The sequence below is a fragment of the Pseudooceanicola pacificus genome (genome assembly GCF_009789075.1).
Classification (GTDB): domain Bacteria; phylum Pseudomonadota; class Alphaproteobacteria; order Rhodobacterales; family Rhodobacteraceae; genus Pseudooceanicola; species Pseudooceanicola pacificus.
This window is the reverse complement of sequence record NZ_WNXQ01000006.1, coordinates 98,937-124,351: the sequence shown is the minus strand read 5'-3', so window position 1 is coordinate 124,351 and position 25,415 is coordinate 98,937. Positions and strand designations below refer to the sequence as shown.

The window sequence follows — 25,415 nt, the reverse complement described above, 5'->3', positions numbered from 1 at the left end:
TGACGACATCCGGTGGCCCGGCCCTGCGCCGGGCCCTCGCCGGCCCCGTTTCCTGACATCATGTCCGCGATCCTGATAGCCGAACAGGTCCTGAACGGCCTGCAATCGGGGGTGATGCTGTTCCTCATGGCCGCCGGGCTGACGCTGATCTTTGGCGTCATGGGGCTGATCAACCTGGCGCATGGCTCGCTCTACATGGTTGGCGCCTTTGCCGCGGCGGCGGTGGCGGCGGCAACCGGCTCCTTCCTGCTGGCGCTGGCCGCGGCGCTGGCGGCGGCGGCGCTGGCGGGGGCGGTGGTGGAAACGGTTGTCATCCGCAGGCTCTACGACAAGGACCACCTCGACCAGGTGCTGGCGACCTTTGCCCTGATCCTGATCTTTTCCGAAGGCACGCGCTGGATCTTCGGGTCCTTCCCGCTGTTCCTCGACATCCCGCCTTGGCTCTCCGGCCCGGTGGAGCTGCCCGGCGGCATCCTCTATCCCGCCTACCGCCTCGCCCTGATCGGTGTCGGGCTGGCCGTGGCGCTTGGCCTCTGGCTGCTGATTTCGCGCACCCGGCTGGGCGTGCGCATCCGCGCGGGCGAGAACGACCGCGAGATGATCGCGGCCCTCGGCGTCGACATTTCCAGGCTCTATACCGTGGTCTTTGCCCTTGGTGCGGGGCTGGCGGGGCTGGCCGGCGCGCTGGTGGGCGCGATCCAGTCGGTGCAGGTCGGCATGGGCGAGCCGGTGCTGATCCTCGCCTTCGTGGTCATCGTCATCGGCGGCATAGGCTCGATCCGCGGCGCGCTGGTTGGCGCCCTGCTGGTCGGGCTGACCGACACGCTGGGCGGCATCTTCCTGCCCGAACTGTTCAAGCTCTTCACCGATCCGAGCAGCGCGACCACCATCGGCGCGGCCCTTGCCTCGATGTCGATCTACGTGCTGATGGCCGCGATCCTGGTCTGGAAACCCACCGGCCTTTACGGGGCCAGGGCATGAGCCGCGAACGCGCCTTCAACCTCGCCGCCCTGGCGCTGCTGGTGGCCGTGCCCGCCTGGGCGCAGCTGACGGGCGAGACCTTCACCATCACCCTGGCCACCCGCGCGGTGATCTTCGCCCTTGCCGCCACCGGGCTGAACATCGCGCTTGGCCTCGGCGGGCTGGTCAGCCTGGGGCATGCGGTCTTCTTCGGCATCGGCGGCTATGCCATGGGCATCCTCGCCTTTCATGCGCAGAGCTACACCCCGCTGACGGACTGGCCGGTGACGATCCCGGGCACCAAGCTGATGCCGGTGATCTGGCTGGTCGCCATTCTGGTCTCGGCCCTCGCCGCGCTGCTGATCGGGCTGCTGGCGCTGCGCACGACGGGGGTCTATTTCATCATGATCACCCTCGCCTTTGGGCAGATGTTCTATTATTTCGCCATTTCCTGGCCCGCCTATGGCGGCGAGGACGGCATGGCGATCTATGTCCGCAACGGCTTTCCCGGGCTGAATACGCTGATCCCGATCCAGTTCTACGGTCTCTGCCTTGCCTGGCTGCTGGTCGTGCTGTGGTTCAACGCGCGGCTGGCGCGCTCGCGCTTCGGGCTGGCGCTGAACGCCGCGCGGCAGGCGCCGCAGCGGGTCGAAACCGTGGGGCTGGATCCCGTGCGGCTGAAGCTGGTGGCGCTGGTGATCTCGGGTGCCGTCACCGGGCTGGCCGGGGCGCTCTTTGCCGATCTGAACCGCTTCGTCAGTCCGACGATGTTCAGCTGGCAGCTCTCGGGCGAGATCATGGTCTTTGTCATCATCGGCGGCGTCGGGCGCCTCTTCGGCCCGGTGGCCGGGGCCTGCCTCTTTGTCGCGCTGGAACATCTGCTGGGCGGGATCACCGCCTACTGGCACGTGTGGCTGGGCGTTCTGCTGCTGTTCATCGTGCTGTTCGGGCGCGGCGGGCTGGTCGGCATCTTTGCCGGGCGGGGGGCGGTGCATGACTGACCCGGTGCTTTCGGTCGAAGGGCTGTGCAAGAGCTTTGGCGCATTACGGGCGACGGACGGCGTGACGCTCGACCTGCGGCCGGGCGAGATCCACGCCATCATCGGGCCGAACGGGGCCGGGAAATCGACACTGATCCAGCAGATCTGCGGCGGGTTGTCCCCGGATGCCGGGCGGATCCGCTTCCTTGGCGCGGATGTGACCGCGCTGCCGGTGCGGGCGCGGGCCCGCATGGGTCTGGCGCGCACCTTCCAGATCTCGTCGCTGGCGATGGAGGATACGGTCCTGCAGAACGCCCTGCTGGGGGCGCTCGGCGCGGCGGGCCGGCCCTGGGGCTTCCTGCGCCCCGCCCTGCGCGACGCCGGTCCGCGCACCCTTGCCGAACAGGCGCTGGAGCGGGTCGGGCTGGGCGATGTCGCCGCCGTCCGCACGGCCGAGCTGAGCCACGGCCAGCGCCGCCAGCTGGAGGTCGCCGTGGCGCTGACCCTGTCGCCTCGCGCCTTCGTCATGGACGAACCGATGGCCGGGCTGGGCAGCGCGGGCTCGCAGCAGCTGACCGCCCTGCTGGCCGAGCTCAAGGCCGACGCGCCGGTCCTGCTGGTCGAACACGACATGGACGCGGTCTTTGCCCTGGCCGACCGGATCAGCGTGCTGGTCTACGGGCAGGTCGTCATGACCGGCACGGTGGAGGAGGTGCGCGCCGACCCCCGCGTGCGCGAGGCCTATCTGGGGGATGCGCCATGACGCTGCTGGCCCTTTCGGGTGTCACGGCCGCTTACGGGGCCAGCCCCGCGCTCTTCGGTGTCGACCTGACTGTCGGCGCGGGCGAGGTCGTCGGCCTGATGGGCCGCAACGGCATGGGCAAAAGCACCACGGTCAAGACGATCTGCCGGATGCTGCCCGCGCAGGGCACTTTGACCTTTGCCGGGCATGACCTGTCGCGCCTGCCCAGCCACCGCGCCGCGCGGCTTGGCATCGGGCTGGTGCCCGAGGGGCGGCGCTGTTTCCGTGACCTGACCGTGGCCGAGAACCTGACCGCCGCCGCCCGGCGCGGGCCCTGGGATATGGCGGCGGTCGCGGCGCTGTTTCCCAGGCTGGGCGAGCGGCGCGGCCAGCGGGCCGGGTCGCTGTCGGGCGGCGAACAACAGATGCTGGCCATCGGCCGCGCGCTGATGACGAACCCCCGCCTGCTGATCCTGGACGAGGCGACCGAGGGGCTGGCCCCCATCGTCCGGCAAGAGATCTGGCGCGCCATCACCCGGCTGAAACAGGACGGCGGCCTTGCGATCCTGCTGATCGACAAATCCCTGCGCGAGCTGTCGCAGGTCTGTGACCGGGCCTGCATGCTGGAGCGGGGGCGCACCGTCTGGCAAGGACCGATGGACAGTCTGACGCCCGAGATCACCGCGCGCTACGTGGGCGTCTGATCGACCCTGTTCTGCGGTTTGGTGTCGATGGCGCACCCGGCAGCGCGGCCCGGTCAGCCCAAAAACGGGTTCTCGATCACCACCCCGGTCGGGCGGAAATCCTCGACATTGCCGGTCACCACCACCGCTCCGTGATGCAGGGCGGTTGCCGCGATCATCAGGTCGGCCCCGTCATGCCCGATGCTCTGGCTCAGCCGTCCCCAGATCCGCGCGTCCTCGGCCCCGAAGGGCAGCAGCCGGTCCGAAAACAGCCGCACCGTGCGATCCAGCCAGGCGCGCAGGTCGGCGGCAAAGGCAGGGTTCACGCGGTCCTGCTGACGGATGCCGCGCTCGATCTCGCCCAGGGTAATGACCGACAGGTACAGCTCGGCCTCGTCCCGCCCGCGCAGCCAGGCGGCGACCTGCGGCGCGCGGTCCGGGCGGCGCGCGGCCGAAATCACATTGGTGTCGAGCAGGTAGATCATGGATCGACCAGGCAGATCACAGATCGACGTCGCGGGGTCGGACCCGGGCGCGTTCCGGCTCTGTCCCGCCGGGAAAGGCCAGCAGATGGGCGGCAAAGCTTTCGCGCCGCTGCACGGCGCTTTCCAGCAGGCGGTGATATTCCTCGGCCGACAGGACAACCACAGCGGGCTTGCCACGGCGTGTCACCTCTTGCGGCGTGCCGGCCAGGGCGGCGTCGACCACCGCGCTGAACCGGTTCTTGGCATCTTGCAGGGTCCACATGGGCTGGCTCCGTTCCGCTAACTGGCTAGATAGCTGTCTAGCTGCAAGGCGTCAAGATCAGGCGCAGCCGCACCGCCCTAGTTCAGGTCGAAGGAGATGTTGACCTGCAGGCTCTGACTGTCGAAGAAGTCGATCGTGGACTCGATATGCGCATAGCCCGCCGTCAGCACCACGTTGTCGCGCAGTTCGACCAGCCCGGTGACACCAAAGCCGATGTCCTGCCGCCGCACCCCGAAAAAGCCCGACTCGGGCGATTGCGAGGCCTGCAGCCCCAGCCCGACGACACGCCGCCCCGCCAGCCAGCGGATGTCGCCCGCCAGGGTCAGGTCGGACCCGAACTGGCGCGGCCCCGGCTCCTGCACGCGCAGGGAAATGCGGGTCGCGGTGCGCGACCAGGCGGTGTCGAGCCCAAAGGCGATATGGCTGCGGTCGGGGAAATCCTCGCCCGTCCGGCCGAAATAGGCACTGAATTCGTGGAACCGACCGGGCGTTTCGAACAGATGATGCAGCCCCAGTTCCAGCCCGTTTCGCCGGCCCTCGCCCAGCTCCTGCCAGAGCCGGTCCTGCGAGGCGCAGAGATCGGCAAAGGTCCACCCGGCGATGTGATTGCGCGCGCAGATCTCGACCCGCGCGTCGGTGCGCGTGAGGTCGGGCCCCGGGGCGTGCAGGGCACCCAGTTGCAGGCGCGCCTCGACATAGCGGCCGGGCGACCAGCCAAGCCGCGCCTGCCCGGCATAGGTCAGGCCAAGGGCCACCCCGCCCCGGGCGGCGTAATCGTCACGCAGGCGGAACAGCAGGCCGCCCAGTTCCAGTTCACGGTTCTCGAACCCGCCGTTCATGTTGGGCACATGGGCGATCTGCGGATAGAGCGCCTGATCGCGGTAGATCAGCGCCGGATGCCCGGGTTCAAGGTAATGCCCCTGCCGCTGCAGCAGCGATTTCAGCTCGCGCACCGCGCCAAAGGCGCCCTGACCGTGGGTCAGCCCGCGCGCCAGCGTATAGGCCCGCAGCCGTTCCGAGGCGACCAGCTGCGCCTTGTCCTGCAACCCCTGCGCCACGGCCTGCGCGGGCCAGGCCAGCGCGCAGCACAGCAGCAGCCGGACCAGCAAGGCGCCCGTCCCGCTCACTGGCCGTAGTTGAGCTGGCTGCCCCAGAAGATGCCTTGCGCCGTCATCCGCTCACCTGTCTGGCCCACGCTGAACAGGCCCGAGGTGGTCATGTTCTCGACCAGGCGCGACAGCCCGGCCTCGTCCCCGTTGAGGTTGCCGCGCAGGGTCCCGGTCGAGGTCAGCACCTCGCCCGTCGTCGCCGAGCGTGTCTGCAGCGCGACCGGGCCGCCAAAGCTGCCGGTGACGACGTTCAGCGGGATGTTCGCGGCCACCATCTCGGTCTCGATGCCGGATCCGGCAGCGGGATTGAACGGCGTGCGCAGGTTGATCGAAACGGTCTGCGTGTCGAAGTTCACGACCATGTTTTCCAGGTCGCCGATGCCGCGCTGCAGGGCGCCGCCATCGACCATGGCATAGACCTCGGCGCTGCCACGAAAGAAGAACTCTCCCTTCGCGATCAGGTTGTTGTTGCTGTCCAGATTTTTGAACGGCGCCTGATCGGCGGTCAACCGCAGGACCCGCACCACCTGTTCGCCCCCGCCGGCGGCGCTGGCGACCTCGGCGATGACCTCGAGCTGCATGTTGTCGGTGTAGCGCTTTTCGGTCAGGGCGATGAGGTTGCGATAGCCGGCGGGATTGGCCGGGTTGGCATCGTCGAACTGCTGCAGGATCGCCATGTCCGCCGGTGTCGAGGACGAGATGCGCGCCCGGGTGAAACCGTTGTGATCCGTGACGTAATCCGCAACGCCCGGCGTCGTGATCGTGGTGCCAACCGGCACCGGCGCCGGGGTCATCGGGGCGGTGGTCATCCCCCCGCCACCGCCGCCGCCGCCGGAACAGGCGGCGAGGAGGGCAAGGAGTGCGATGGCGCAGCCGGTCTGGCGGATCGAGGTGGCAGACATGAAATTTCCCGGGCAGTCGCGGCGCGCAGTACGCCGCCGTGTCACGCCGGGAATATCCTGTGTCCGCCGTCAGGTCGCGCAGAAAGTCGCATCAGGCGATACAACTTTTGCGGGTGGCGCAAACCTGCCTCAGTGACCCTGGATTCACCTCCCGCAACACCGGCCCTCCGGCGACCCGTTCGGCCAGCCCGGGGCGAAACACGCCCGGATCCCGCTGGCCGCTGCGCCAGATCAGGCCCAGACCGGCAACGGGGCGGGATTGCGCGGGTCCTGCCAGCCGCGACATGGGCCAGGTGCGTCCCCGGCAAGCCGGCCTGCAGAGCCTGCCCCGCGATCGGCTGGTCTGGCAGATCCCCGCCCGGCGTGCCACACATCGGACGAACTGACGCAAGCCCCGGGGGAAACCGACCATGACCAGCACGATGTCCGAAATCCTGGACCATCCCGCCTTTCGCAAGGCGCAGGACCTGCTGCGGGCGGATCACGACCGCATGGTCGGCGAGATCATCACCCTGACCGAGATCCCCGCCCCGCCCTTTGCCGAAGAGCGGCGCGCGGCGGCCTATCTCGACATGATGCGCGACGCGGGGCTGGAAGATGTGCAGCTTGACGGGATCGGCAATGTCACCGGGCTGATGCCCGGATCCGGCAATGGCGGGATCATCGTGGTGGCAGCGCATCTCGATACCGTCTTTCCCGAAGGGACCGATGTCACGGTCCGGCGCGAGGGCACGCGGCTGATGGCCCCGGGCGTGGGCGACGACACCCGCGCGTTGGCGGTGAACCTGTCGCTGATCCGGTCGATCCGGGCCGCCGGGCTGCGCACCCGCAGCGATATCCTTTTCGTCGGGGATGTGGGCGAAGAGGGCAAGGGCGACCTGCGCGGCATCCGCCACCTGCTGACCGAGGGCGCATATCGCGAGCGGGTCGAGGGGTTCTTTACCGTGGACGGGCTGGAAAGCGATGCGCTGACAAGCGAGGCCGTCGGCTCTTACCGCTACCGCGTGACCTTTTCCGGGCCGGGCGGGCACAGCTACATGGCCTTTGGCACGGTGAACCCGATGCATGCGCTGGCCGCCGTGGTGACCGGGCTGTCCCAGCTCGACGTGCCGGCAGAGCCCAAGACGACCTATGCCGCGGCGACCCTGGGCGGCGGCACCTCGATCAACGCGATCCCCAACGAGGTCTGGCTGGAGGTCGACCTGCGCTCGGTCTCGCAGGCAGAGCTGGACCGCATCGACGCGGCCTTTCACCAGATGATCTCCACCGCCGTCGAGGCCGAGAACCGGCGCGGCAATGCCGAGAACGGCAAGATCACCGCCCATGCCGAACGTATCGGCAACCGCCCGGCGGGACGCAACGCCGACGGGTCGCCCTTTGTCGCCTCGGCGGCCGAGGCGGTGGCCGCATTTGGCTTCACCCCACGGTTCGACGCCTCTTCGACCGATGCCAATATCCCGATCAGCCTCGGGATCCCCGCCGTGCGCATCGGATCCGGCGGCACCGGGGGCCGGGCGCATTCGCTGGACGAATGGATCGACGTCGAGCCCGAGCTGTCGTTGCGCGGCATCTATGCCATTCTCGCCGCGATCCTCGCCGCCGCCGGGATGGAGGACTGAGGCGCCCCCCTCGCCAATCCCCCGCAATTGTGCATAGTTCGACCCGTATCACCCCGGCACTGCATCGCGAGGGCAAAATGGACTTCATCGACAGTCTCGACGATCTGCGCGCGCTCTACGGCGCCGCCTCCGGCAATGCCGTGCTCAAGCAGATGGACCGGCTGGACCCCCACGCCCGGCATTTCCTGTCGCTCTCGCCCTTTGCCGCCGTGGGCACCCAGGCGCCGGGCGGCATGGGCGACGTCACCCCGCGTGGCGACGGCCCCGGCTTTACCGCCGTGCTCGACGATCGCACCATCGCCATCCCCGACCGGCCCGGGAACCGCCGCCTCGACACGCTGGAAAACATCGTCCGCAATCCGGCGGTCGGGCTGCTCTACATGATCCCCGGCATGAACGAGACGCTGCGCATCAACGGGCTGGGCCGGATCACCACCGATGCGGGCCTGTGCGAACAGCTGGCGATGAACGGCCGCCCCGCCCTCAGCGCGCTGGTGATCGAGGTGCGCGAGGTCTACATGCATTGCGCCAAGGCCTACATGCGCTCGGGCCTGTGGAAGCCCGAAACCTGGCCCGAGCGGGGCCGGATGCCGACCCTGGGGCAGATGCTGCGCGACCAGATCGCGCTTGCCGAGACCGCGCAGGAGATCGACGAGCGCCTGTCGGACTCCTACAGCAAGTCGATGTGGTAAGGGCCCGCTCGCAGGCCCTATCCCTCTTCCGCCACCGCGAACCACGGGACCTGCGCCCCGGCGAATTCGCGCATCCCGCCCCGGACCCGGCTGCCGATGGCTGCGGCCTCGTCCAGGTGGCACATCACGCGCGGCCCTTCGTCCAGGTCGACCAGTCCGATGCGCCAGGGCGGGGCAACCGGGAAATCCCGTGACGGCGCGCGATGCTGCGTGGTCAGGGAATAGACCCGGCCCGCCCCGCCGCTGTCCTGCCAGGCCAGATCATCCGATCCGCAGCGGCGGCAGAGCCCGCGCGGCAGGGCCCAGCGGTCGCCGCAGGCGCGGCATTCCTGATATCGGATCGCGCTCATGACACCCTCTCCAGCACCAGCGAGACATGCGAGGACAGCACCCCGCCATCCCCGTGCACCAGCCCGTGCGCCGGCTGCCCGGCGATCTGGCGCGCCCCCGCGCGCCCGGTCATCTGGGTCAGCGCCTCGGCCACATGCGCCATCGCCCCTGCGACCCCGCAATGCCCATAGGACAGCAGCCCGCCGTGGGTGTTCAGCGGCAGTGCCCCGCCCGCGTCGAACCGTCCCGCCGCGCCGTCGCGCCCCGCGCGGCCCGGGGCCGAGAGTCCAACCGCCTCCAGCAGCATGGCGAGGGTCACGGTGAAGCTGTCGTAGATCGCCAGATAACCCACATCGTCCGGGCCGATCCCCGCCTCGCCATAGGCCCGCGCGACGGACTGCCGGGCGCCCAGGGCCAGATCGTCGGGCGCTTCGGAGATGTGCTGATGGGTATGCGCCTGCCCGGCTCCGGCGATGCGGACGGCAGGCCCCTCGCCCCGCTCGGCCGAGACCAGCACCGCCGCCCCGCCATCCGAGATCGGGCAACAGTCGAGCAGTTTCAGCGGCTCAGAGATCGGGCGCGAGGCCATGACATCCGCCACGCTCAGCGGCGCGGTCAGCTGCGCCCCCGGGGTGCGGGCGGCATTGGCGCGCATCAGCACGGCCAGCGCGGCAAGGTCCTCCTGTGTCGCGCCGGTGTCATGCAGGTAGCGGGCGGCGGCGAGGGCGTAATAGGCCGGGATCGTCGCGCCGGCGGGGACCTCGCCACGCGCATGACCGACCTGCGCCAGGGTCTGGACCGAGGTGTCGCGGCTCTGCCCGGTCAGGCGGTTCTCGCCGCCCACGACCAGCACGTTGCGGCAGGTGCCCGAGGCGACGAGGATCCGCGCCAGGTGGATCATCCCCGCCCCGGTCGCGCCCCCCATCTGCATGCCGTGGGCATAGCGCGGCGACAGGCCAAAGGTTTCGGCAAAGAGGGTGGCGAGCATCAGATGCGGCAGGGTCGTGGCATAGCCGCAGATCAGACCGTCGATATCGTGCCGTTCCAGACCCGATTCCGCCAGAACCCGGGTCGCGGCCTCTGACATCAGCGACAGGGGGTCCGAGCCCTCAAGCCGGCCGAAGGGCGTGGCGTGGGCGGCCCGCAGCCAGGTCACGGCGCGGCCCGCGCGGCGAGCGTTGCCCGGCCTTTCAGCACCACCGACTCGCCGTCCGCCAGCACCGAAACCGCGTAATCCGCGCCCTCGCCCCGCACCGCCCGGGTGCTCAGCGACTGCCCCACATAGGTCGGCGCGCTGAAGCGGATGTCGAGATCGACAACCCGCATCCCGGCGCGCGACACGGCCTCGACCAGCAGGTTCAGGGCCATGGTGCCATGCGCGATCGGCCTGCCAAAGGGCGTGGCGGCGGCAAATCCGGGGTCCAGGTGGATGGGATTCCAGTCCTGCGTCAGCGCGGCATAGGCCCGCGCGGCCTCAGGGCCGGTGGCGATGGTCAGCGGGGCGATCTCTTGCGGAAGCTCTGTCATCATCCCCTCCTCACGCCGCCCATATCGAGACGATTTCGCCCGAAAGCAGCTCTGCCCCGTCCAGCTCGGCCCGGACCGCAAAGGTGACCCAGTTGCGGCCCTTGCGCTCTTCCTTGGCGGCAACGGCGACGCGATAGCTGACGGTATCGCCCTTGCGGGCCACCGCATCGGGGGCAAAGGCCAGTTTCTGCGCCGCATGCACATTGCCCTTGGGGCGGGGCTGGATGGCGCGGATATAGGCCTCCATCATCCCGGCGACGATCAGACCGTCAGGCGCGATGTCCCCGGCAACCGGGCCATAGATCGCCTGCCAGCCGTCAAGGCGCGTGCCATCCAGCGGCACCGTGACGGTCCCGAAATCCTGGCCCGGGGCGAACCGGGCGAATGTCCAGATCTCGTCGTTGTCAGCCATTGTCCGCTCCCTTCACCGGCAGGATCAGCGCGTCCAGCGCAACCGCCCCGTCAGGGCGTGCCAGCAGCGGGTTGATCTCGATGCTTTCGATCGTCCCGGCATTGGCGGCGGCAAGCACCGACAGCCGCGCGATGACCTCGGCCACCGCGTGCTTGTCCACGCCCGGCCGCCCGCGGACCCCGTCCAGCAGGGGGGCGCCACGCAGGCGGGACAGCATCGCCAGCGCCTCGGCCACCGTCACCGGGGCGCGGGCCAGGGCGACGTCCTTCAACACCTCGGCCAGGATGCCGCCAAGGCCGACCATGACCATCGGCCCCATGCTCGGGTCGCGATGGGTGCCGACGATCAGCTCGACCCCCTCGCCCGCCATGGACGAGACCAGGACCCCCTCGATCACCGCGCCGGGCACCTTGGCGGGAATGTCGCGCAGCATCCGCGCGGCCTCGGCTTCGACCGATGCGGCGTCGGGCAGGTTCAGGGCCACGCCGCCGACCTCGGTCTTGTGGGCGATCTGCGGCGACACGATTTTCAGCACAACCGGAAAGCCCATGCCGCCGGCGATGCGCGCGGCATCTGCGGCCGTGGGCGCGACCTCTTCGGGCAGCGCGGGGATGCCGGCCTGTGCCAGCCGCGCCTTGGCGGCGGCCTCGCCCATCCCGGTCGCGGCAATGACGGGATCGCCCACATCGGGCAACTCTCCCTGCGCCGCGGCCGCATCGAACCCGCGCGCCAGCCGGGCCATCGTGGCCAGCGACTGCACCGCGCGCGAGGGGTCGGCAAAGGTCAGCACGCCCTCGGTTTCATAAGACACCGCCTGCTCTTCGTCGAAGAGCCCGATCAGCGCAAAGGGCCGGTCGCTGCCCTTGAGCGTCTCCAGCAGAACCTTGCGCAGGCGCGGCCCCAGAACCGGCGAGCCGGTCCATGAGGTAAAGAAGGCGGCATAGGCATCGTAGCCGCCCGCGCGCATCATCTCGGCCAGATATTCCGGGATCAGGTCGAAATCGTTCAGCGCATGGGCGGTGATGTCGACCGGGTTGCGGGGCGCGGCAAAGGGATTGCGCTCCAGCAGTTTCGCAACCGAAGCATCGGGCATCGGCGGCACCTGCAGGCCGAACGCTTCGGCGGCATCGGCCATCAGCACCCCGGCACCGCCCGAAACGGTCAGGATCCCCAGCTTGTCGCCGGTCGGCATCGGCCCGGTCGTGGCGGCATAGAGACAGTCGAACAGCTCTTCGGTGGTGCGGGCGCGCACCGCGCCGAACTGTTCGATCACCGCCTGGAAACTGGCGTCGGACCCGGCCAGCGAGGCGGTGTGCGACTGCACGGCCCTGGCGCCGACCTCGGACGCGCCGACCTTCATGATGGTCACCGGCTTGCGCAGCTCACGCGCGCGCTTAAGCGCCCGGATCAGGGTTTCGACGTCATTGACCCCCTCCATATAGAGGCCGATGGCGCCGACCTCGTCGGAATTGACCATGTGATCAAGGCAGTCGGCGACCGAGACGTCGGCCTCGTTCCCGGTCGACACCCAGCCCGCGACACCCAGGCGGCGTGCCTTGGCCATCGACAGAAGATGCGTGCCATAGGCGCCCGACTGGGTGATCAGGCCGATCCGGCCAGGCCGCGGCATCCCGCCTTCCAGCCCGGTCGAAAAGGTGGCGCAGGCGCCCGAGGCGGCAGAGTAGAACCCCAGGCAGTTCGGCCCCAGCATCCGCATGCCGTGGCGCCGCGCGATCTCCAGCAGGCGGGCCTGTTCGGCGGCACCCTCCGCGCCGACCTCGGAAAATCCGGCCGAGAAGACCACCACCGCCCTGACGCCCTTGCGCCCGCAGGCCTCCAGCGTTTCGGCGGCGCGGGCCGAGGGCACGGCCATCACGGCAAGGTCCACCTCGCCCGGAATCGACTCGATATCCGGCCAGGCCTTCAGGCCCTGCACCTCGTCCCGCGTCGGGTTGACCGGGTAGATCGGCCCGGCGAACCCGGCGGCCTTGCAGAAATCCACCGGCCGCCCGCCGATCCGCCCGGGATCGTTCGAAGCGCCGATCACCGCGATTGAGCGTGGCGCGAAAAAGGCCCCCAGCCCCGTGGGTCCGTGATCCGTCATGTCGTCCTCCCCCGGTGCGGCGTCAGTCGCGCCGCCCGAACATGTTCGCCTCGATGAAATGCCCCGCCTCCCGCAGGGCCAGAGCCGCATCACGCAGCCCCGCCTCGTCGATCTGGTCGGCAATGCTGATCGCCGACAGGCCCAGCCGGGGCGCACCCTCGATATCCCGGATCGCGACGGCGGCCATGCTCAGCCCCCGGAACAGGTTGCCGAAGTCAAAGGCGAAGCCGTCCCGCCGCGCCTGCTGGACGTCGTTCCAATAGGCATCGAACCCCGGTTCGCGCTGCCAGCGCATGGTGCCGTAGGCGTCGCGCAGGGTTTCGCGATCCGGATTGCGCACGGCGGCGATGCAGCGCCCGATGGCCCCCGCCAGATCCGGCAGGCGCGCGCCCTGGCGCATGTCGGCATGTACGACCCGGGTCGGCACCACGCGGTCGGTCAGCACGATCCGGCCGGTCGGCGTGACCGTCCACAGGGCCACCAGCACAGAATGGTCCGCGCTGATCTGTTCCATGATGGGGCGAATCACGTCGGTGGGGTTGCGTCCCAGCATCGGGGCTGCAAGCTCCAGTATGCCCAAGCCGATGGCATAGCTCTTGGTCTGGGCGTCGAAAGTGACGAGGCGCTCTTTTGTCAGAGTTTTCAGAATGTTGAACGCGGTCGAGACATTCATCCCCGTCTCGCGGGCGACAATGGCCACGCCTTCGGATTCGTCCGCCTGGGCCAGGCGCCGGAGGATCCTGACGGCGTTTTCCACGGCACCTACATATTTCTGTGGCTCTGGGGCCTTCATGAATTTTTCTCTTGTCCGAATGCTTTTCTTTATAAAGAATGATGCAAACGGCGCAAGGCCTCTCGGGCAGGCAATCCGATGCGACCCGTCACGCTAACCCGCTGTTTCAGGGAGGGATATTCAGTGCCTGACGCAAGACTCCGGGCAGAATCGGCAAGTCCTGGACGAGGCCGGAATGCCATCTGACTGCCTGTCGCTGACCACTCGGGGCGGTGGCATCCATGTGATCCGCATGATGCAGCCCGAGCGGCGCAACGCCCTGAGCGATCCGATGCGCGCCGCGCTGCGCGATGCGCTCCGGGCCGCCCATGCGGACAATCAGGTGCGCTCAATCGTGCTGACCGGGTCGGGCGGCTGTTTCTGCGCCGGGGGCGACATCAAGGGCATGGGCCAGCCGGTGCCCGTGGCGTTGGAACGGCTGGAGGTGTTGCATGACATCATCCGCCTGATCGCCCAGGGGCCCAAACCGGTGGTGGCGTCGGTCGACGGCGCGGCCTATGGCGGCGGCCTGTCGCTGGCGATCTGCTGCGACAGCGTGGTGGCCGCCAGGGACGCGCGGTTCTGCGCCTCCTTCGGCCGCGTCGGGCTGGTGCCCGACATGGGGTGCATGTGGTCCCTGCCGCGCCGGATCGGCATCGCACGGGCGCAGCGCCTCATGCAGACCGGGCGGGAAATCCGCGGCCCCGAAGCGGTGGAAATCGGTCTGGCCGATGTGCTGGCCGAGGGCGACCTGCTCGACGCCGCCCTGGCCGAAGCAGCGGCGCTGGTGCCATCTGCACCTTTGCCGGCGGCCCACCTTCGCCCTACCATTGCCCGGCATCACGGCAACCTCGACGCCGTGCTGGCCGAAGAGCGCGAGGCCCAGGCGGCCCTGTTCGCCACACGTGATCACGACGAGGCCCGGCGCGCGTTCCTGGAGAAACGCGAACCGATGTTCAACGGGACCTGAAAGTCTCATCCCCCGGCAGGGAGACCGGGATTACCAAGGGAGGAACCACCATGACGAAACTGAACAGACGCCAGACGATGGCCCTGATGGGCGCCGCCGCGGCGACACCGATGGCCCCCGCGCTGCTGCGGGCCAAGGACAAGCCCGCCGGCCTGCCCGACACGATGATCTGGAGCACCTATGACGTCGGTTCGACCGGCTATGTCGAGGCGACCGCCATCGCCGATGCGATGATCAAGAACTACGGCACCCGGGTGCGGCTGCTGCCCTCGGGTTCGGGCGTGGGCCGGATCATCCCGCTGAAGCAGGGCCAGGCCAGCACCGCATGGCTGGCGAACGAGCTCTATTTCGCCACACGCGGCATCTTCGATTTCGCCACGCCCGACTGGGGCCCCCAGAACATGCGCACGATCTGCGGCCGTCCGGCGAGCTTCGGCATCGTGGTCACCGCCCAGAGCGGCATCGAGACGATCGAGGACCTGCGCGGCAAGCGTGTCGCCTATGCCGCGGCCAACCCCTCGGTTTCGATCAAGGTCGACACGATGCTGGCCTCCAAGGGCCTGACCCGCGACGATGTCGAGGTGATCGAATTCCCCTCCTACGGCGACACGCTGCGCTCGCTCAACCAAGGGCAGGCGGATGCGGCGGGTTCGGCCCTGACCTCGGCCGCCCTGACCGAGCTGGAGGCCAGCCCGCGCGGGATCAAGTGGCTGTCGTTCGACCCGAACGACAAGGAAGCCTGGTCCAACATGAACAAGATCGCGCCGCTCTTTTCGCCGTTCCGCGAAGACATCGGGGTCGGCGTCACCGGCAAGGATCCGGTCGACGTGGTGGCCTACAAATATCCGATGGTCACCGTGATGCACGATGCCGATCCGGACATGACCTATGCCTTCCTCAAGGCGCTGGATGAAAGCTATCCGGATTACGAGAAGGCGGCGCCGATCATGGAACGCTGGGGCATCAAGATGTCCGGCACCACGCCGATGGACGCCCCGCTGCACGAGGGCGCGATCCGCTACCTGCAGGAAATCGGCCAGTGGACCGACGAGCAGCAGGCCTGGAACGACGCCTCGGTGGCCGAGATCGAGGCCCTGATCGCCGCATGGCCCGATTTCCTGTCGGCCAACAGCGGTGTCTCGGACGAAGAGCTGGCCGACGCCTGGAACGTCAAGCGCGCCGAGATCGTCGCGACCCTCTGATCCGGGCCGACACCACCCAAGCGACCTGCCCGTCCCGCCCTGCCGCGGGACGGGTCTCTGACCGACCGGGGGACCCTCATGCAGACTGAAACCGCATCCGACACCGGGGCGATGATGCGCCTGTCGCGCATCGTCGTGATCGTGCTGTCCGTCATCGGCATCGCGATGGCGATGGTGCAATCGCTGCCCCTTGTCTCTCCGGGGATGCGGCCGATCACCTCGGCGTATTACTACGCGCTGCTTGGCACCTTCCTGGCGGTGGTCTTCCTCAAGATGCCCGGCAACCGCGACAAGCGGCCCCTGACGCTCTGGATTGCCGACTGGATCATGGCGATCCTGGCGCTGGTCATCTGTTTCTATTTCGCCTCGATCGCGCGCAAGATCATGACGGCGGGCTGGTCCTATTCCGCCCCGTTCTGGCCCACGGTCAGCGCCTCGATCCTGTTCGTCCTGTCGATCGAGGCGGTGCGCCGCTGCGCCGGCTGGATCCTCGCCATCGTCTGCGCGGTCTTCGGCCTGTACCCGATGGTGGCGGATTCCATGCCGGGGGTGCTCTGGGGCAACCAGTTCAACTGGGCCTCGCTGGTGGCCGGCCATGCCATGGGCACCGAGTCGATCATCGGCATCCCCTTCCGCGTCGTGGCCGACCTGCTGATCGGCTACATCATCTTCGGCGTCGTTCTGGCGATGCTGGGCGGGGGCGAATTCTTCATGGCGCTGGCCCTGAAACTGCTGGGCCGCACCCGGGGCGGACCGGCCAAGGTGGCCATCGTGGCCTCCTCGCTCTTCGGCTCGCTGTCGGGTTCGGTGGTGTCCAACATCATCACCACGGGCACCTTCACCATCCCCTCGATGAAAAAGGCCGGCTATTCCCCGCAATATGCCAGCGCGGTCGAGGCCTGCGCCTCCACCGGGGGCACCTTGATGCCGCCGATCATGGGGGCCGCGGCCTTTCTGATGGCGACCTTCCTGGCGGTGCCCTATGGCGACGTGATCGCGGCGGCGATCATCCCCTCGCTGCTGTTCTATGCCGCGCTGCTGCTGCAGGCCGATTGCTACGCCGCCAAGAACAACCTGCAGGGCGCGGAAGAGGACGAGATCCCCACCGGCCTGTCGGTCCTGCGGCAAAGCTGGATCTTCGTCCTGGCGCTGGCGGTGCTGATCTATGTCCTGCTGGTGCTGCGGCTGGAAAGCTATGCCCCCTGGTACGCGACCGGCATCCTGATCGTGGGCAGCCTGATCGACCCGCTTTACCGCCCGCGCGTTCTGGCGGTGACCCGGATCATCGAGGAATCCGGCGCCGCGCTGGCGCAGCTGATCGGCATCCTGGCGGGTGTCGGCCTGGTGGTCGGGGCGCTGTCGATCACCGGCGTCGGCTCGGCCTTTGCGCGGGAACTGGTGCAATATGCCCACGGCAACGTCTATCTGCTGCTGTTCTACGGGGCGCTGACCTCGTTCGTGCTGGGCATGGGGATGACCGTCTCGGCCTGCTACGTCTTCCTTGCGATCATCCTGGCCCCGGCCCTGGTGCAGGCCGGGCTGAACCCGATGGCAAGCCATCTCTACATCCTCTACTGGGGCATGCTGTCCTACATCACCCCGCCGGTCGCGCTGGCCGCGATCACCGCCGCCTCGGTCGGCAAGGCGGATGCGATGAAGACAGGGTTCACCGCCATGCGCCTTGGCGTGATCCTCTTCATCCTGCCGGTCTTCTTCGTGCTGGAGCCGGCGCTGATCGGGCAGGCCCCCGCGCCGCAGGTGGCTCTGGCGCTGCTGACGGCGGGCTTCTCGGTCCTGCTGCTGTCGGCGGGGCTGTCGGGATGGCTCTACTTCTCGGGGCGGCTGAACATGGTGGAACGCGCGGTGGTGATCGTGGCGGCGCTGCTGTCGCTCTATCCCGAACCGTTAACTGACATTGCCGGCGTCGTGGTGGCGGCAGGGGTCTTCGCCCTGCATCGCCTGCGCGGCCCGGCAACCGCCTGAAAGGATCCCGCGTGGCCGTCGACGACGATACCTTCCGCCAGCTGCTCGACACCGTCGAGCGTTTCGTGCGCGAGCGGCTGATCCCGGCCGAAACCCGGGTGGAGGAAGAGGACGAGATCCCCGAGGAAATCGTGCAGGAGATGCGCGAGATGGGCCTGTTCGGCCTGTCGATCCCCGAGGACTACGACGGGCTTGGCCTGTCGACCCTGCAGGAATCGAGACTGATCGAGGCGCTGTGCTATGCCTCGGTCTCGTTCCGGTCGCTGATCGGCACCAATGTCGGCATCGGCAGCCAGGGCATCGTCATGGACGGCACGCCCGAGCAGAAGGCGCAATACCTGCCCCGCCTCGCCACCGGCGAGATGATCGCCAGTTTCGCCCTGACAGAGCCGGATATCGGCTCCGATGCCGCGCATCTGAAGACAACCGCCCGGCGGGACGGGTCGGATTTCGTGCTGAACGGGACCAAGCGCTACATCACCAACGCCGTGCGTGCGGGGGTGTTCACCGTCTTTGCCCGCACCAATCCCGACCGTGACGGCGGCGACGGGGTGTCCGCCTTCCTGCTGCCCGCCGATACGCCCGGGATCACCGTCGCAAAGCCCGACCGCAAGCTGGGGCAGCGGGGGACCAAGACCTCGGACGTGATCTTTGACGATGTGCGCCTGCCGGAAAGCGCGATCATCGGCGGGCCGGGCAATCTGGACAAGGGGTTCCGCACCGCGATGAAGGTGCTGGACCGGGGCCGGGTGCATGTCGCCTCCATCGCCGTGGGCACGGCACAGCGGATGCTGGACGTCGCCACCGCCTATGCGCTGGATCGCAAGCAGTTCGGCGTGCCGATTGCCGAACATCAGTTCGTGCAGGGCATGCTGGCCGAAAGCCAGGCGGAACTGCTGGCCGCCCGCCACCTGGTGCGCGCCACGGCGGAAAAATACGACACCGAGGGGCAGGCGATCCTGATGGCGTCGTCATCGAAATTCTACGCCTCCGAGATGGCATTCCGCGTCGCCGACCGTGCGCTGCAGATCCACGGCGGCGCCGGATACATGGCGGAATACCCGATCGAGAGACTGTTCCGCGACTGCCGCCTGCTGCGGATCTACGAGGGCACCAGCCAGATCCAGCAGGTCATCATCGCGCGGAGGATGGTCAAGGAATTTGCCGACCGCGCCTGAGGCGCACAAGGCCGCGCGGGGCGTGGAGACCCCGCGCAAGACGCCCGCCCCGGCGCGAAGGGGCACCTGAGGAGGACAAGATGCTGAACAAACTAAAATTTGCCGGTGCGGTTGCCGTACTGACCGGCTTGGCGCTGCCTGCGATGGCCAAGGATCACGTCATCGGGGCGCTGTTCCCGCTGTCCGGGCCGAACGCGGTCTATGGCGACGTGTTCATGGCGGGCTCGGATCTGGCGGTCGAGCATATCAATGCCGACGGGATGCTGTCGGGGCCGATGTCCATCGCCTACGAGGACAGCCAGGGCCTGCCCCAGCCCGCCGTGGTGGGCATGACCAAGCTGGTGAACGTGACCGGCGTGCCCTACACGCTGTCGGCCTTTACCGGCGTGTCCAAGGCGATTTCGACCCTGGGCCAGCGCAATCACGTGGTGGCCGTAAACGGCGGCGGCGTCGGGCCTGACCTCGCCGCCCTCGGCGAATATTTCTGGAACGTGATCCCGCTGGTGAACCTTGAGGTGCGCGCCGTCGTGCCCTACCTGACCGGCGAGATGGGGCTGAAGCGGATGGTCCTTGTCTATATCGACGATCCCTTCGGCCAGGCGATCCAGAGCGAGCTTGGCTCTGCCTTCGAAGGCACCGATGCCGAGCTGGTCGAGGTGCTGTCGGTGCCGGTCACGGCGCAGCAGTTTTCCGGCGTGGCGGCCAAGGTCCGCTCGGCCAAGCCCGATGTGGTCTATATCGCCAGCTACGGCGCGCAACAGCTGCAGATCGTGAAGCAGCTGCGCGACAACGGCGTCGATGCGCAGATCGTCAGCTATTCCGGCTACATCACCCCCGACGCGCTGGCCCTGCCGCAATCCGAGGGGATCGTGGTCACCGGGCAGGCCGTCGATTACGCCAGCGACGACCCTGTGACCAAGCGCTTCGTCACCGATTTCAAGGCCAAGTTCGACAAGGACCCGACCGCCTATAACGTGAACTACTACAACGCCACCCTGCTCTATGGCCTGCTGGCCCACGCGCTGGAGCAAGAGGGCAAGGACGTCACGGGCGAAAACCTGCTGGCCAAGCGGCTGGAGATGAAGACCTTCGACCTGGTGGGCGGCACGGTGTCCTTCCAGGACAACGGCACGCTGCTGTCGCCGATCGAGGTCAAGCAGATCAAGGACGGCAAGACCGTGACACTGTCCACGGTCCAGATCGGCGGCTGAGGCACACCCGATGCTGGCGATCCAACTGGCCATCACGGGCCTGCAGACGGGGGCGCTCTATGCGCTGACGGCGGTGGGGTTCTCGCTGATCTTCGGATCGACGCGGATCTTCCACTTTGCCCACGGCGCGTCCTTCGTCATCGCGGCCTATTTCTTCTACGCCACCTTCGGGGCGGGATGGGGGGTCATCCCCGCCATCCTGGCCTCGGCCTTTGGCGCGGTCGCCTTCGGGCTGCTGCTGGACCGGCTTGTCTATGTCCCGATCCAGCGGCACGAAGGGTCGTTCTTCACCGTCTTTGTCGCGTCCTTCGGCGTGGGCATCGCGGTGCAGAACGTCATCGGCATGATCTTCGGGCGGGGCTACGTGACGGTGAACACATCGCTGTCGCGCAGCGTCGAGATGTTCCCGGATGTCTATGTCTCGCCGCTGGCCTGGATCGCCATCCTCTGCGCCGCGATCTTCCTGGGCGGGCTGCAGTTCTTTCTGCGGCGCACCCATACCGGCATGGCGCTCAGGGCGCTGGCCGACAATCCCGAGCTGGTGCGCACCTTCGGGCTGAACCCGCGCGCCATCCAGGCGGCGGCCTTTGCCATCGGTTCGGTCATCGTGGTCCCGGCGGCGATCATCACCTCGGCCACCACGGGGCTGAGCCCGGCCATCGGGCACCATGTCATGCTGATCTCGCTGGCCGCGACCATCGTGGGCGGAATCGGGTCGATTTCCGGCACCATGCTGGCCGGTGTCCTGCTGGGGCTGGCCGAAAGCCTGGCCCTGCTGATCGTGGACTCGCAATGGACCGAGGCGGTGACCTTCGCCATCCTCTTCGCCTTCATCATCATCCGACCCTCGGGCCTGCTGGGCCGGGCAACGGCGCATTGAGGGAGGGGACCAGATGGAAGCCTATATCTACAACCTCGTGAACCTGATCGCGATCTATTCGATCCTCGCCGTCACGCTGAACTTCATCATGGGATATGCGGGGATCTATTCGCTGGCCCATGCGGTCTTTTTCGGGCTGGGGGCCTATACCTCGTCCTGGGTGGCGCAGAATGTCAGCCCCTCGATCTTTGTCAGCTACCCGGCGGCGATGGTCGCGGCGGGGGCCGTCTCGCTGTTCCTGGCGCTGCCCGCGCTGAGGGTCCGGGGGGAATATTTCGTCGCCGCCTCGCTGGGCCTGCAGGTGCTGTCGGTCACGATCTATTCCGAATGGAAGGGGTTCACCGGCGGCATCGGCGGCGTGCTGGCGATCCCCCCGGTCGACGTGCTGGGCTGGGAGGTCTTTCGCCCCGGCCAGTTCGCCATCCTGTCGGTCGCGGTGCTGGTGCTGGTGGTGCTGCTCACCACGGCGCTGGTCCGGTCGAGCTTTGGCCGGAACCTGCGCGCGATCCGCGACAGCGAAAGCGCCGCGGCCTCCTTTGGCAAGAACGTCCCGATGATCAAGACCATCTCGGTCGTGATCTCGGCCGGGCTGGCGGCTCTGGCGGGGGCGCTTTACGCCAGCTACCTCAGCTTCATCAACGTCGAGAGCTTTACCCTCGACACCTCGGTCCTGATCATGGCGATTGTGATCATCGGCGGCACCGGCACCGTGGCCGGGCCTATCGTGGGCGCGGCGATCCTGCTGATCCTGCCCTCGGTGATCTCGTATTTCGAATTCCTGCCGCAGACGGAAATCGGCTCGCTGCAACAGATCATCTACGGTCTGGGCATGACGCTGCTGATGATCTTTCGCCCCGGCGGGCTGGTGGGGCGGAGGCCGGGCCGATGAGCAGCACCACCCCCCAACTTGGCGAACCGCTGATGCAGATCCGCAACCTCGACAAGAGCTTTGGCGGGGTCAAGGCTGTGGACAATGTGACGATGGACCTGCGCGCGGGCATCGTCACCACGCTGGTCGGGCCCAACGGCGCGGGCAAGACGACCTTCTTCAACCTGATCACCGGCAATCTTGCCCGGGACGGCGGCGAGGTGACCTGGCTGGGCCGCGACATCGCGGGGATCAAGCCGCACCGCATCGCCCGCGCCGGGGTCATGCGCACCTACCAGGACCTGCGCCTGTTCGACGGGATGACCGTCTGGGAAAACGTGCTGAACGCCACCGAATACGGCGCCCTGCCCCTGCCGATGAGCAGCAGCGCCCGCGCCGAGCGGCGCGATCGGATCGAACGGGTGCTGGAGCGCACCGGCCTGGCCGACAAGCGCGACACCCGGGCGCTGGACCTCGCCTATGCGGAACGCAAGTTCCTGTCGATGGCCCGGATCATGGCGACCCGTGCGCGGCTGTGGCTGCTGGACGAACCCGCATCGGGGCTGGATCCGAATTCCTACGAACGGTTCCTGACCATCCTGCGCGAGGACGTGGCCGGCGGCGTGACCGTCTGCATCATCGAGCACAACCTGGACATCGTCATCGGCATTTCGGACCGGATCGCCTTTCTCGACCGGGGCAAGCTGCTGGCGGATGGCGACCCGCAGTCCGTGCTGAACGACCCCGAACTGGCCAGGATCTATTTCGGAGACCGGGAATGAGCGCTGTTCTGCAAACCGCGGGGCTGGCGGCCGGCTATGGCGGGCGGCCCGTGATCAACGACATCGACGTGGTGCTGAACCCGGGCGAGGTGCTGTGCATGATCGGGCACAACGGCGCCGGCAAGTCGACGCTGCTGAAATCCATGTTCGGCCTGATCGCGCCCGACGGCGGTCAGGTGCTGGTCGACGGCAAGGACATGACCGGATGCTCCCCGCGCGAGATGGCCGATACCGGCATCGCCCTGGTGCCCGAGGGGCGCGGCGTCTTTCCCTCGCTCAGCGTGACCGACATCTTTGCCCTGGGCATGCACGCCGCCCGCGTGCCCAAACCCGAACGGCCCGAACGGGTGGACTGGGTGCTGGGCATCCTGCCGGTGATCCGCGAGTTCATGCACCGCCCGGCCTCGACCCTGTCGGGCGGGCAGCAGCAGATGGTCTCGATCGGGCGGGCGCTGCTGTCACGGCCCCGCATCCTGCTGATGGACGAACCCTCCATCGGGCTGGCGCCCAAGCTGTTCCAGGACCTGCTGGCGCCGATCCGGGCCCTGCAGCAGCGCGAGGGGCTGTCGATCCTGCTGGTGGAACAGAACGTGCGCGAGGCGTTGAAGATCTCCGACCGCGCCGTGGTGATGAAATCCGGCCGCATGATCTGGGAGGGCGCGCCGGAAGAGCTATCGGACAACGACAAGCTGATGGGGCTTTACTGATGACCGAGGATCACACATTCGACGGCATGATCGACACGCGGCTGGCCATGTCTTCGGCCGGGGACGGGCGGCCGGTGTTGGTCGAGGAGGGCGGGCGTGCGGTCTCTGTGGCCGATTTCGACCGGATGACCGGGCAGGCCGCCGCCTGGCTGCGTGCGCAGGGGGTGGGCTATGGCGACCGGGTGGCCGTCTGGCTGCCGAACCATGTGATCTGGCTTGCGCTCCTGTTCGGCGCCGCGCGGATCGGGGCCATCGTCGCCGCGGTGAACACGCGCTACCGCACGGCCGAGCTGCATCACATCCTGTCGAGTTCCGGCGCGCGCTTGCTGGTCTTTGAAAGCGGTGACCGGCATGCGGATTTCCACGCCATGATCGGCGCGCTGGATTTTGCGACCCTGCCGGATCTGACCGCGCTGGCCGCCATCGACGCCGCAGACCTGCCGCCGATTCAGGGCGTAACAGTGACACATTGCACGCTCGACGGGGTCGAGCCGCTGCCGATGCAGCGGGCCAGTCCGACGGATCCGGTGATGCTCTTCACCACCTCGGGCACGACCAGCAAGCCCAAGCTGGTGATGCACACCCAGGGCAGCCTGTCGCTGCATGCCTACAACTGCGCCAGCGCCTACGGGTTCGACCAGCAGGGCGCAAGCGACCTGGCCGCCATGCCCTTTTGCGGGGTCTTCGGGCTGAACTCGGCCCTTGGCGCGCTGGCGGGCGGCGCGCCGATCCATGTCATGCCGGTCTTCAAGCTGGGCCCGGCCATCGAGATCGCAAAATCCGCCGGGATCACGCATTTCTTCGGCTCTGACGAGATGTTCCGCCTGATGTGGCAGAGCGACCGGAGCGCCTTTGACCACGCCCGGCTCTGCGGGTTCGGCGCCTTCACCCCCGGGCTGGGCGGAGTGCTGCGCCAGATGGCCGAGGCGGGGCTGCCGCTCTGCGGGCTTTACGGCGCGTCGGAGGTCAACGCGCTGTTTTCGATCCAGCCGCTGGACATGGCCATCGACAAGCGCCTGCAGGGCGGTGGCCTGCCCGCCGCCGGCAAGACCGCCGCGCTGCGCGTGCGTCATCCGGAAACCGGCGCGCTCTGCCCCGATGGCGAACCCGGCGTGCTGGAGATCCGCGCGCCCACCAATTTCTCGGGCTATTTCCGCAATCCCGCGGCCACGGCCAAGGCGGTGGATGACGAGGGTTATTTCCACTCGGGCGATGCGGGCTATCTGCGCGGCGACGGCAGCTTTGTCTATCTCGCGCGGAACGGCGATTTCATCCGCCTCTCGGGCTTCCTGACCGACCCGGCGGAAATCGAAGAGGTGATCGAAGGCGCCGACGGCGTGGCCAAGGCGCAGGTCGTGGGCGTCACCCATGAGGGCAAGACCCGGCCCGTCGCCTTTGTCCTGGCCGAGGGGGGCATGACGCCCGACCCCGACCGGGTGATGGCGCATACACAGAGCCGCCTCGCCCATTACAAGGTGCCGCTGATGATCGTCACGGTCGATGCCTTCCCCAGTACCGAAAGCGCCAACGGGCTGAAGATCCAGAAGGCCAAGCTGCGCGAGATGGCCGAGGCACGGCTGGCCGGGACGGGCGCATGAGCCATTCGCTGTTCTACGACGATTTCGCGCCGGGGCAGGTTTTCACCAGCCAGGGCCGCACCGTCACCGAAACCGATCTGACGATGTTCTCGATGCTGACCGGCGACTGGAACCCGATCCACAACGACGCCGAATATGCCGGCGGCACGCGGTTCGGTCAGCGGCTGATCCACGGCGCCTTTGGCATCGGGCTGGGCCTGGGGCTGATGCACACGCTGGGCATCTTCGAAGACAGCGCCGTTGCCCTTCTGGACGTGCAGGAGTGGAAATTTGTCGAACCGGTCTATATCGGCGACACCCTGCATCTGAAGCTGACGATCCTGGACAAGAGCCTGGGCAAATCGGGCAGGACCGGGCGGATCGGGCGGCAGTTCGAACTGATCAACCAGCATGGCCGGGCGGCGCATTCGGGCCGCGCCGACGTGCTGGTGCGGGTCAGCCGCGACGGCTGACCCGG

The 25,415-nt window shown here is 68.0% G+C and carries 27 protein-coding genes; 17 read left to right on the top strand and 10 right to left on the bottom strand.

The window, feature by feature from the left end:
- The first annotated feature begins 60 nt into the window (after positions 1–60).
- The 4 genes from GLS40_RS12055 to GLS40_RS12040 are packed head-to-tail and all read left to right on the top strand — an operon-like array spanning position 61 to position 3,386.
- Entirely contained in the window at positions 61–981 is a 921-nt protein-coding gene (locus GLS40_RS12055; protein WP_160382979.1) for a branched-chain amino acid ABC transporter permease, read from the top strand.
- Positions 978–1,961: a branched-chain amino acid ABC transporter permease gene (locus GLS40_RS12050; RefSeq protein WP_160382978.1), complete on the top strand. Its 984-nt coding sequence runs from the start codon at positions 978–980 to the stop codon at positions 1,959–1,961. Before GLS40_RS12055 ends, GLS40_RS12050 begins: the two co-directional genes overlap by 4 nt.
- Positions 1,954–2,703 carry an ABC transporter ATP-binding protein gene (locus tag GLS40_RS12045; RefSeq protein ID WP_160382977.1) on the top strand — a complete coding sequence of 250 codons (750 nt, stop codon included), beginning with the start codon at positions 1,954–1,956 and terminating at the stop codon, positions 2,701–2,703. The genes GLS40_RS12050 and GLS40_RS12045 overlap by 8 nt, the downstream gene beginning before the upstream one ends.
- Positions 2,700–3,386, top strand: a complete 687-nt coding sequence (locus GLS40_RS12040; RefSeq protein WP_160382976.1) for an ABC transporter ATP-binding protein — start codon at positions 2,700–2,702, stop codon at positions 3,384–3,386. Before GLS40_RS12045 ends, GLS40_RS12040 begins: the two co-directional genes overlap by 4 nt.
- 53 nt (positions 3,387–3,439) lie before the next feature.
- On the opposite strand, the gene GLS40_RS12035 is transcribed toward GLS40_RS12040, so the two are convergent.
- The 4 genes from GLS40_RS12035 to GLS40_RS12020 all read right to left on the bottom strand — a co-directional run bounded on the left by GLS40_RS12035 (position 3,440) and on the right by GLS40_RS12020 (position 6,123).
- A complete protein-coding gene (locus tag GLS40_RS12035; RefSeq protein WP_160382975.1) occupies positions 3,440–3,850 on the bottom strand; it encodes a type II toxin-antitoxin system VapC family toxin in 411 nt (136 codons plus the stop codon).
- Positions 3,851–3,866: 16 nt separating this feature from the next.
- Positions 3,867–4,112: a type II toxin-antitoxin system Phd/YefM family antitoxin gene (locus GLS40_RS12030; protein WP_160382974.1), complete on the bottom strand. Its 246-nt coding sequence runs from the start codon at positions 4,110–4,112 to the stop codon at positions 3,867–3,869.
- A gap of 77 nt (positions 4,113–4,189) precedes the next feature.
- Positions 4,190–5,221: a hypothetical protein gene (locus GLS40_RS12025; protein WP_160382973.1), complete on the bottom strand. Its 1,032-nt coding sequence runs from the start codon at positions 5,219–5,221 to the stop codon at positions 4,190–4,192.
- A gap of 14 nt (positions 5,222–5,235) precedes the next feature.
- Positions 5,236–6,123, bottom strand: a complete 888-nt coding sequence (locus tag GLS40_RS12020; protein WP_160382972.1) for a viral aspartic protease — start codon at positions 6,121–6,123, stop codon at positions 5,236–5,238.
- Between the two features lie 410 nt (positions 6,124–6,533).
- Between GLS40_RS12020 and GLS40_RS12015 the strand changes: the two genes are divergently transcribed.
- Entirely contained in the window at positions 6,534–7,742 is a 1,209-nt protein-coding gene (locus GLS40_RS12015) for a M20/M25/M40 family metallo-hydrolase (RefSeq protein ID WP_160382971.1), read from the top strand.
- A 77-nt stretch (positions 7,743–7,819) separates the two neighbouring features.
- Complete coding sequence (locus tag GLS40_RS12010) at positions 7,820–8,434, top strand: pyridoxamine 5'-phosphate oxidase family protein (protein WP_160382970.1); 615 nt, start codon at positions 7,820–7,822, stop codon at positions 8,432–8,434.
- A 17-nt stretch (positions 8,435–8,451) separates the two neighbouring features.
- Here GLS40_RS12010 and GLS40_RS12005 read toward each other — a convergent pair whose 3' ends face one another.
- Genes GLS40_RS12005 through GLS40_RS11980 form a run of 6 tightly spaced genes read right to left on the bottom strand, consistent with a single transcriptional unit; the run spans position 8,452 to position 13,600 of the window.
- Positions 8,452–8,784: a Zn-ribbon domain-containing OB-fold protein gene (locus tag GLS40_RS12005; protein WP_160382969.1), complete on the bottom strand. Its 333-nt coding sequence runs from the start codon at positions 8,782–8,784 to the stop codon at positions 8,452–8,454.
- Positions 8,781–9,920: a thiolase family protein gene (locus GLS40_RS12000; RefSeq protein ID WP_160382968.1), complete on the bottom strand. Its 1,140-nt coding sequence runs from the start codon at positions 9,918–9,920 to the stop codon at positions 8,781–8,783. The genes GLS40_RS12005 and GLS40_RS12000 overlap by 4 nt, the downstream gene beginning before the upstream one ends.
- On the bottom strand, positions 9,917–10,291 hold the full coding sequence (locus GLS40_RS11995) for a MaoC family dehydratase (protein WP_160382967.1): 375 nt from the start codon (positions 10,289–10,291) through the stop codon (positions 9,917–9,919). Before GLS40_RS11995 ends, GLS40_RS12000 begins: the two co-directional genes overlap by 4 nt.
- Before the next feature lie 10 nt (positions 10,292–10,301).
- Complete coding sequence (locus GLS40_RS11990; RefSeq protein ID WP_160382966.1) at positions 10,302–10,703, bottom strand: hypothetical protein; 402 nt, start codon at positions 10,701–10,703, stop codon at positions 10,302–10,304.
- Positions 10,696–12,807 carry an acetate--CoA ligase family protein gene (locus GLS40_RS11985; protein ID WP_160382965.1) on the bottom strand — a complete coding sequence of 704 codons (2,112 nt, stop codon included), beginning with the start codon at positions 12,805–12,807 and terminating at the stop codon, positions 10,696–10,698. The genes GLS40_RS11990 and GLS40_RS11985 overlap by 8 nt, the downstream gene beginning before the upstream one ends.
- A gap of 22 nt (positions 12,808–12,829) precedes the next feature.
- Positions 12,830–13,600, bottom strand: a complete 771-nt coding sequence (locus GLS40_RS11980; protein ID WP_160382964.1) for an IclR family transcriptional regulator — start codon at positions 13,598–13,600, stop codon at positions 12,830–12,832.
- 175 nt (positions 13,601–13,775) lie between these two features.
- Here GLS40_RS11980 and GLS40_RS11975 point away from each other — a divergent pair, with 175 nt between their 5' ends.
- From GLS40_RS11975 to GLS40_RS11925, 11 genes are all read left to right on the top strand, one after another.
- Positions 13,776–14,549, top strand: coding sequence for an enoyl-CoA hydratase/isomerase family protein (locus GLS40_RS11975; protein ID WP_160382963.1), 774 nt, complete (start codon positions 13,776–13,778; stop codon positions 14,547–14,549).
- 50 nt (positions 14,550–14,599) lie between these two features.
- Entirely contained in the window at positions 14,600–15,751 is a 1,152-nt protein-coding gene (locus GLS40_RS11970; RefSeq protein ID WP_160382962.1) for a TAXI family TRAP transporter solute-binding subunit, read from the top strand.
- Between the two features lie 78 nt (positions 15,752–15,829).
- Positions 15,830–17,734, top strand: coding sequence for a TRAP transporter permease (locus GLS40_RS11965; protein ID WP_202076106.1), 1,905 nt, complete (start codon positions 15,830–15,832; stop codon positions 17,732–17,734).
- Positions 17,735–17,745: 11 nt separating this feature from the next.
- Positions 17,746–18,912, top strand: coding sequence for an acyl-CoA dehydrogenase family protein (locus tag GLS40_RS11960; protein ID WP_160382961.1), 1,167 nt, complete (start codon positions 17,746–17,748; stop codon positions 18,910–18,912).
- Between the two features lie 80 nt (positions 18,913–18,992).
- Positions 18,993–20,123, top strand: coding sequence for an ABC transporter substrate-binding protein (locus GLS40_RS11955; protein ID WP_160382960.1), 1,131 nt, complete (start codon positions 18,993–18,995; stop codon positions 20,121–20,123).
- A 10-nt stretch (positions 20,124–20,133) separates the two neighbouring features.
- Entirely contained in the window at positions 20,134–21,003 is an 870-nt protein-coding gene (locus GLS40_RS11950; protein ID WP_160382959.1) for a branched-chain amino acid ABC transporter permease, read from the top strand.
- A 13-nt stretch (positions 21,004–21,016) separates the two neighbouring features.
- Positions 21,017–21,892 (top strand): branched-chain amino acid ABC transporter permease, encoded by an 876-nt coding sequence (locus GLS40_RS11945; protein WP_160382958.1) that lies wholly within the window; start codon positions 21,017–21,019, stop codon positions 21,890–21,892.
- Complete coding sequence (locus GLS40_RS11940) at positions 21,889–22,653, top strand: ABC transporter ATP-binding protein (protein ID WP_160382957.1); 765 nt, start codon at positions 21,889–21,891, stop codon at positions 22,651–22,653. Before GLS40_RS11945 ends, GLS40_RS11940 begins: the two co-directional genes overlap by 4 nt.
- A complete protein-coding gene (locus GLS40_RS11935; RefSeq protein ID WP_160382956.1) occupies positions 22,650–23,360 on the top strand; it encodes an ABC transporter ATP-binding protein in 711 nt (236 codons plus the stop codon). The genes GLS40_RS11940 and GLS40_RS11935 overlap by 4 nt, the downstream gene beginning before the upstream one ends.
- Positions 23,360–24,958 (top strand): AMP-binding protein, encoded by a 1,599-nt coding sequence (locus GLS40_RS11930; RefSeq protein WP_160382955.1) that lies wholly within the window; start codon positions 23,360–23,362, stop codon positions 24,956–24,958. The genes GLS40_RS11935 and GLS40_RS11930 overlap by 1 nt, the downstream gene beginning before the upstream one ends.
- Positions 24,955–25,410, top strand: coding sequence for a MaoC/PaaZ C-terminal domain-containing protein (locus GLS40_RS11925; protein ID WP_160382954.1), 456 nt, complete (start codon positions 24,955–24,957; stop codon positions 25,408–25,410). The genes GLS40_RS11930 and GLS40_RS11925 overlap by 4 nt, the downstream gene beginning before the upstream one ends.
- The last annotated feature ends 5 nt before the right edge of the window (positions 25,411–25,415 follow it).

Coding starts and splice junctions, on each gene's coding strand:
- GLS40_RS12055 (WP_160382979.1), top strand. CDS start 61: ATGTCCGCGATCCTGATAGCCGAACAGGTCCTGAACGGCCTGCAATCG.
- GLS40_RS12050 (WP_160382978.1), top strand. CDS start 978: ATGAGCCGCGAACGCGCCTTCAACCTCGCCGCCCTGGCGCTGCTGGTG.
- GLS40_RS12045 (WP_160382977.1), top strand. CDS start 1,954: ATGACTGACCCGGTGCTTTCGGTCGAAGGGCTGTGCAAGAGCTTTGGC.
- GLS40_RS12040 (WP_160382976.1), top strand. CDS start 2,700: ATGACGCTGCTGGCCCTTTCGGGTGTCACGGCCGCTTACGGGGCCAGC.
- GLS40_RS12035 (WP_160382975.1), bottom strand. CDS start 3,850: ATGATCTACCTGCTCGACACCAATGTGATTTCGGCCGCGCGCCGCCCG.
- GLS40_RS12030 (WP_160382974.1), bottom strand. CDS start 4,112: ATGTGGACCCTGCAAGATGCCAAGAACCGGTTCAGCGCGGTGGTCGAC.
- GLS40_RS12020 (WP_160382972.1), bottom strand. CDS start 6,123: ATGTCTGCCACCTCGATCCGCCAGACCGGCTGCGCCATCGCACTCCTT.
- GLS40_RS12015 (WP_160382971.1), top strand. CDS start 6,534: ATGACCAGCACGATGTCCGAAATCCTGGACCATCCCGCCTTTCGCAAG.
- GLS40_RS12010 (WP_160382970.1), top strand. CDS start 7,820: ATGGACTTCATCGACAGTCTCGACGATCTGCGCGCGCTCTACGGCGCC.
- GLS40_RS12005 (WP_160382969.1), bottom strand. CDS start 8,784: ATGAGCGCGATCCGATATCAGGAATGCCGCGCCTGCGGCGACCGCTGG.
- GLS40_RS11995 (WP_160382967.1), bottom strand. CDS start 10,291: ATGACAGAGCTTCCGCAAGAGATCGCCCCGCTGACCATCGCCACCGGC.
- GLS40_RS11990 (WP_160382966.1), bottom strand. CDS start 10,703: ATGGCTGACAACGACGAGATCTGGACATTCGCCCGGTTCGCCCCGGGC.
- GLS40_RS11985 (WP_160382965.1), bottom strand. CDS start 12,807: ATGACGGATCACGGACCCACGGGGCTGGGGGCCTTTTTCGCGCCACGC.
- GLS40_RS11980 (WP_160382964.1), bottom strand. CDS start 13,600: ATGAAGGCCCCAGAGCCACAGAAATATGTAGGTGCCGTGGAAAACGCC.
- GLS40_RS11975 (WP_160382963.1), top strand. CDS start 13,776: ATGCCATCTGACTGCCTGTCGCTGACCACTCGGGGCGGTGGCATCCAT.
- GLS40_RS11970 (WP_160382962.1), top strand. CDS start 14,600: ATGACGAAACTGAACAGACGCCAGACGATGGCCCTGATGGGCGCCGCC.
- GLS40_RS11965 (WP_202076106.1), top strand. CDS start 15,830: ATGCAGACTGAAACCGCATCCGACACCGGGGCGATGATGCGCCTGTCG.
- GLS40_RS11955 (WP_160382960.1), top strand. CDS start 18,993: ATGCTGAACAAACTAAAATTTGCCGGTGCGGTTGCCGTACTGACCGGC.
- GLS40_RS11950 (WP_160382959.1), top strand. CDS start 20,134: ATGCTGGCGATCCAACTGGCCATCACGGGCCTGCAGACGGGGGCGCTC.
- GLS40_RS11945 (WP_160382958.1), top strand. CDS start 21,017: ATGGAAGCCTATATCTACAACCTCGTGAACCTGATCGCGATCTATTCG.
- GLS40_RS11940 (WP_160382957.1), top strand. CDS start 21,889: ATGAGCAGCACCACCCCCCAACTTGGCGAACCGCTGATGCAGATCCGC.
- GLS40_RS11935 (WP_160382956.1), top strand. CDS start 22,650: ATGAGCGCTGTTCTGCAAACCGCGGGGCTGGCGGCCGGCTATGGCGGG.
- GLS40_RS11930 (WP_160382955.1), top strand. CDS start 23,360: ATGACCGAGGATCACACATTCGACGGCATGATCGACACGCGGCTGGCC.
- GLS40_RS11925 (WP_160382954.1), top strand. CDS start 24,955: ATGAGCCATTCGCTGTTCTACGACGATTTCGCGCCGGGGCAGGTTTTC.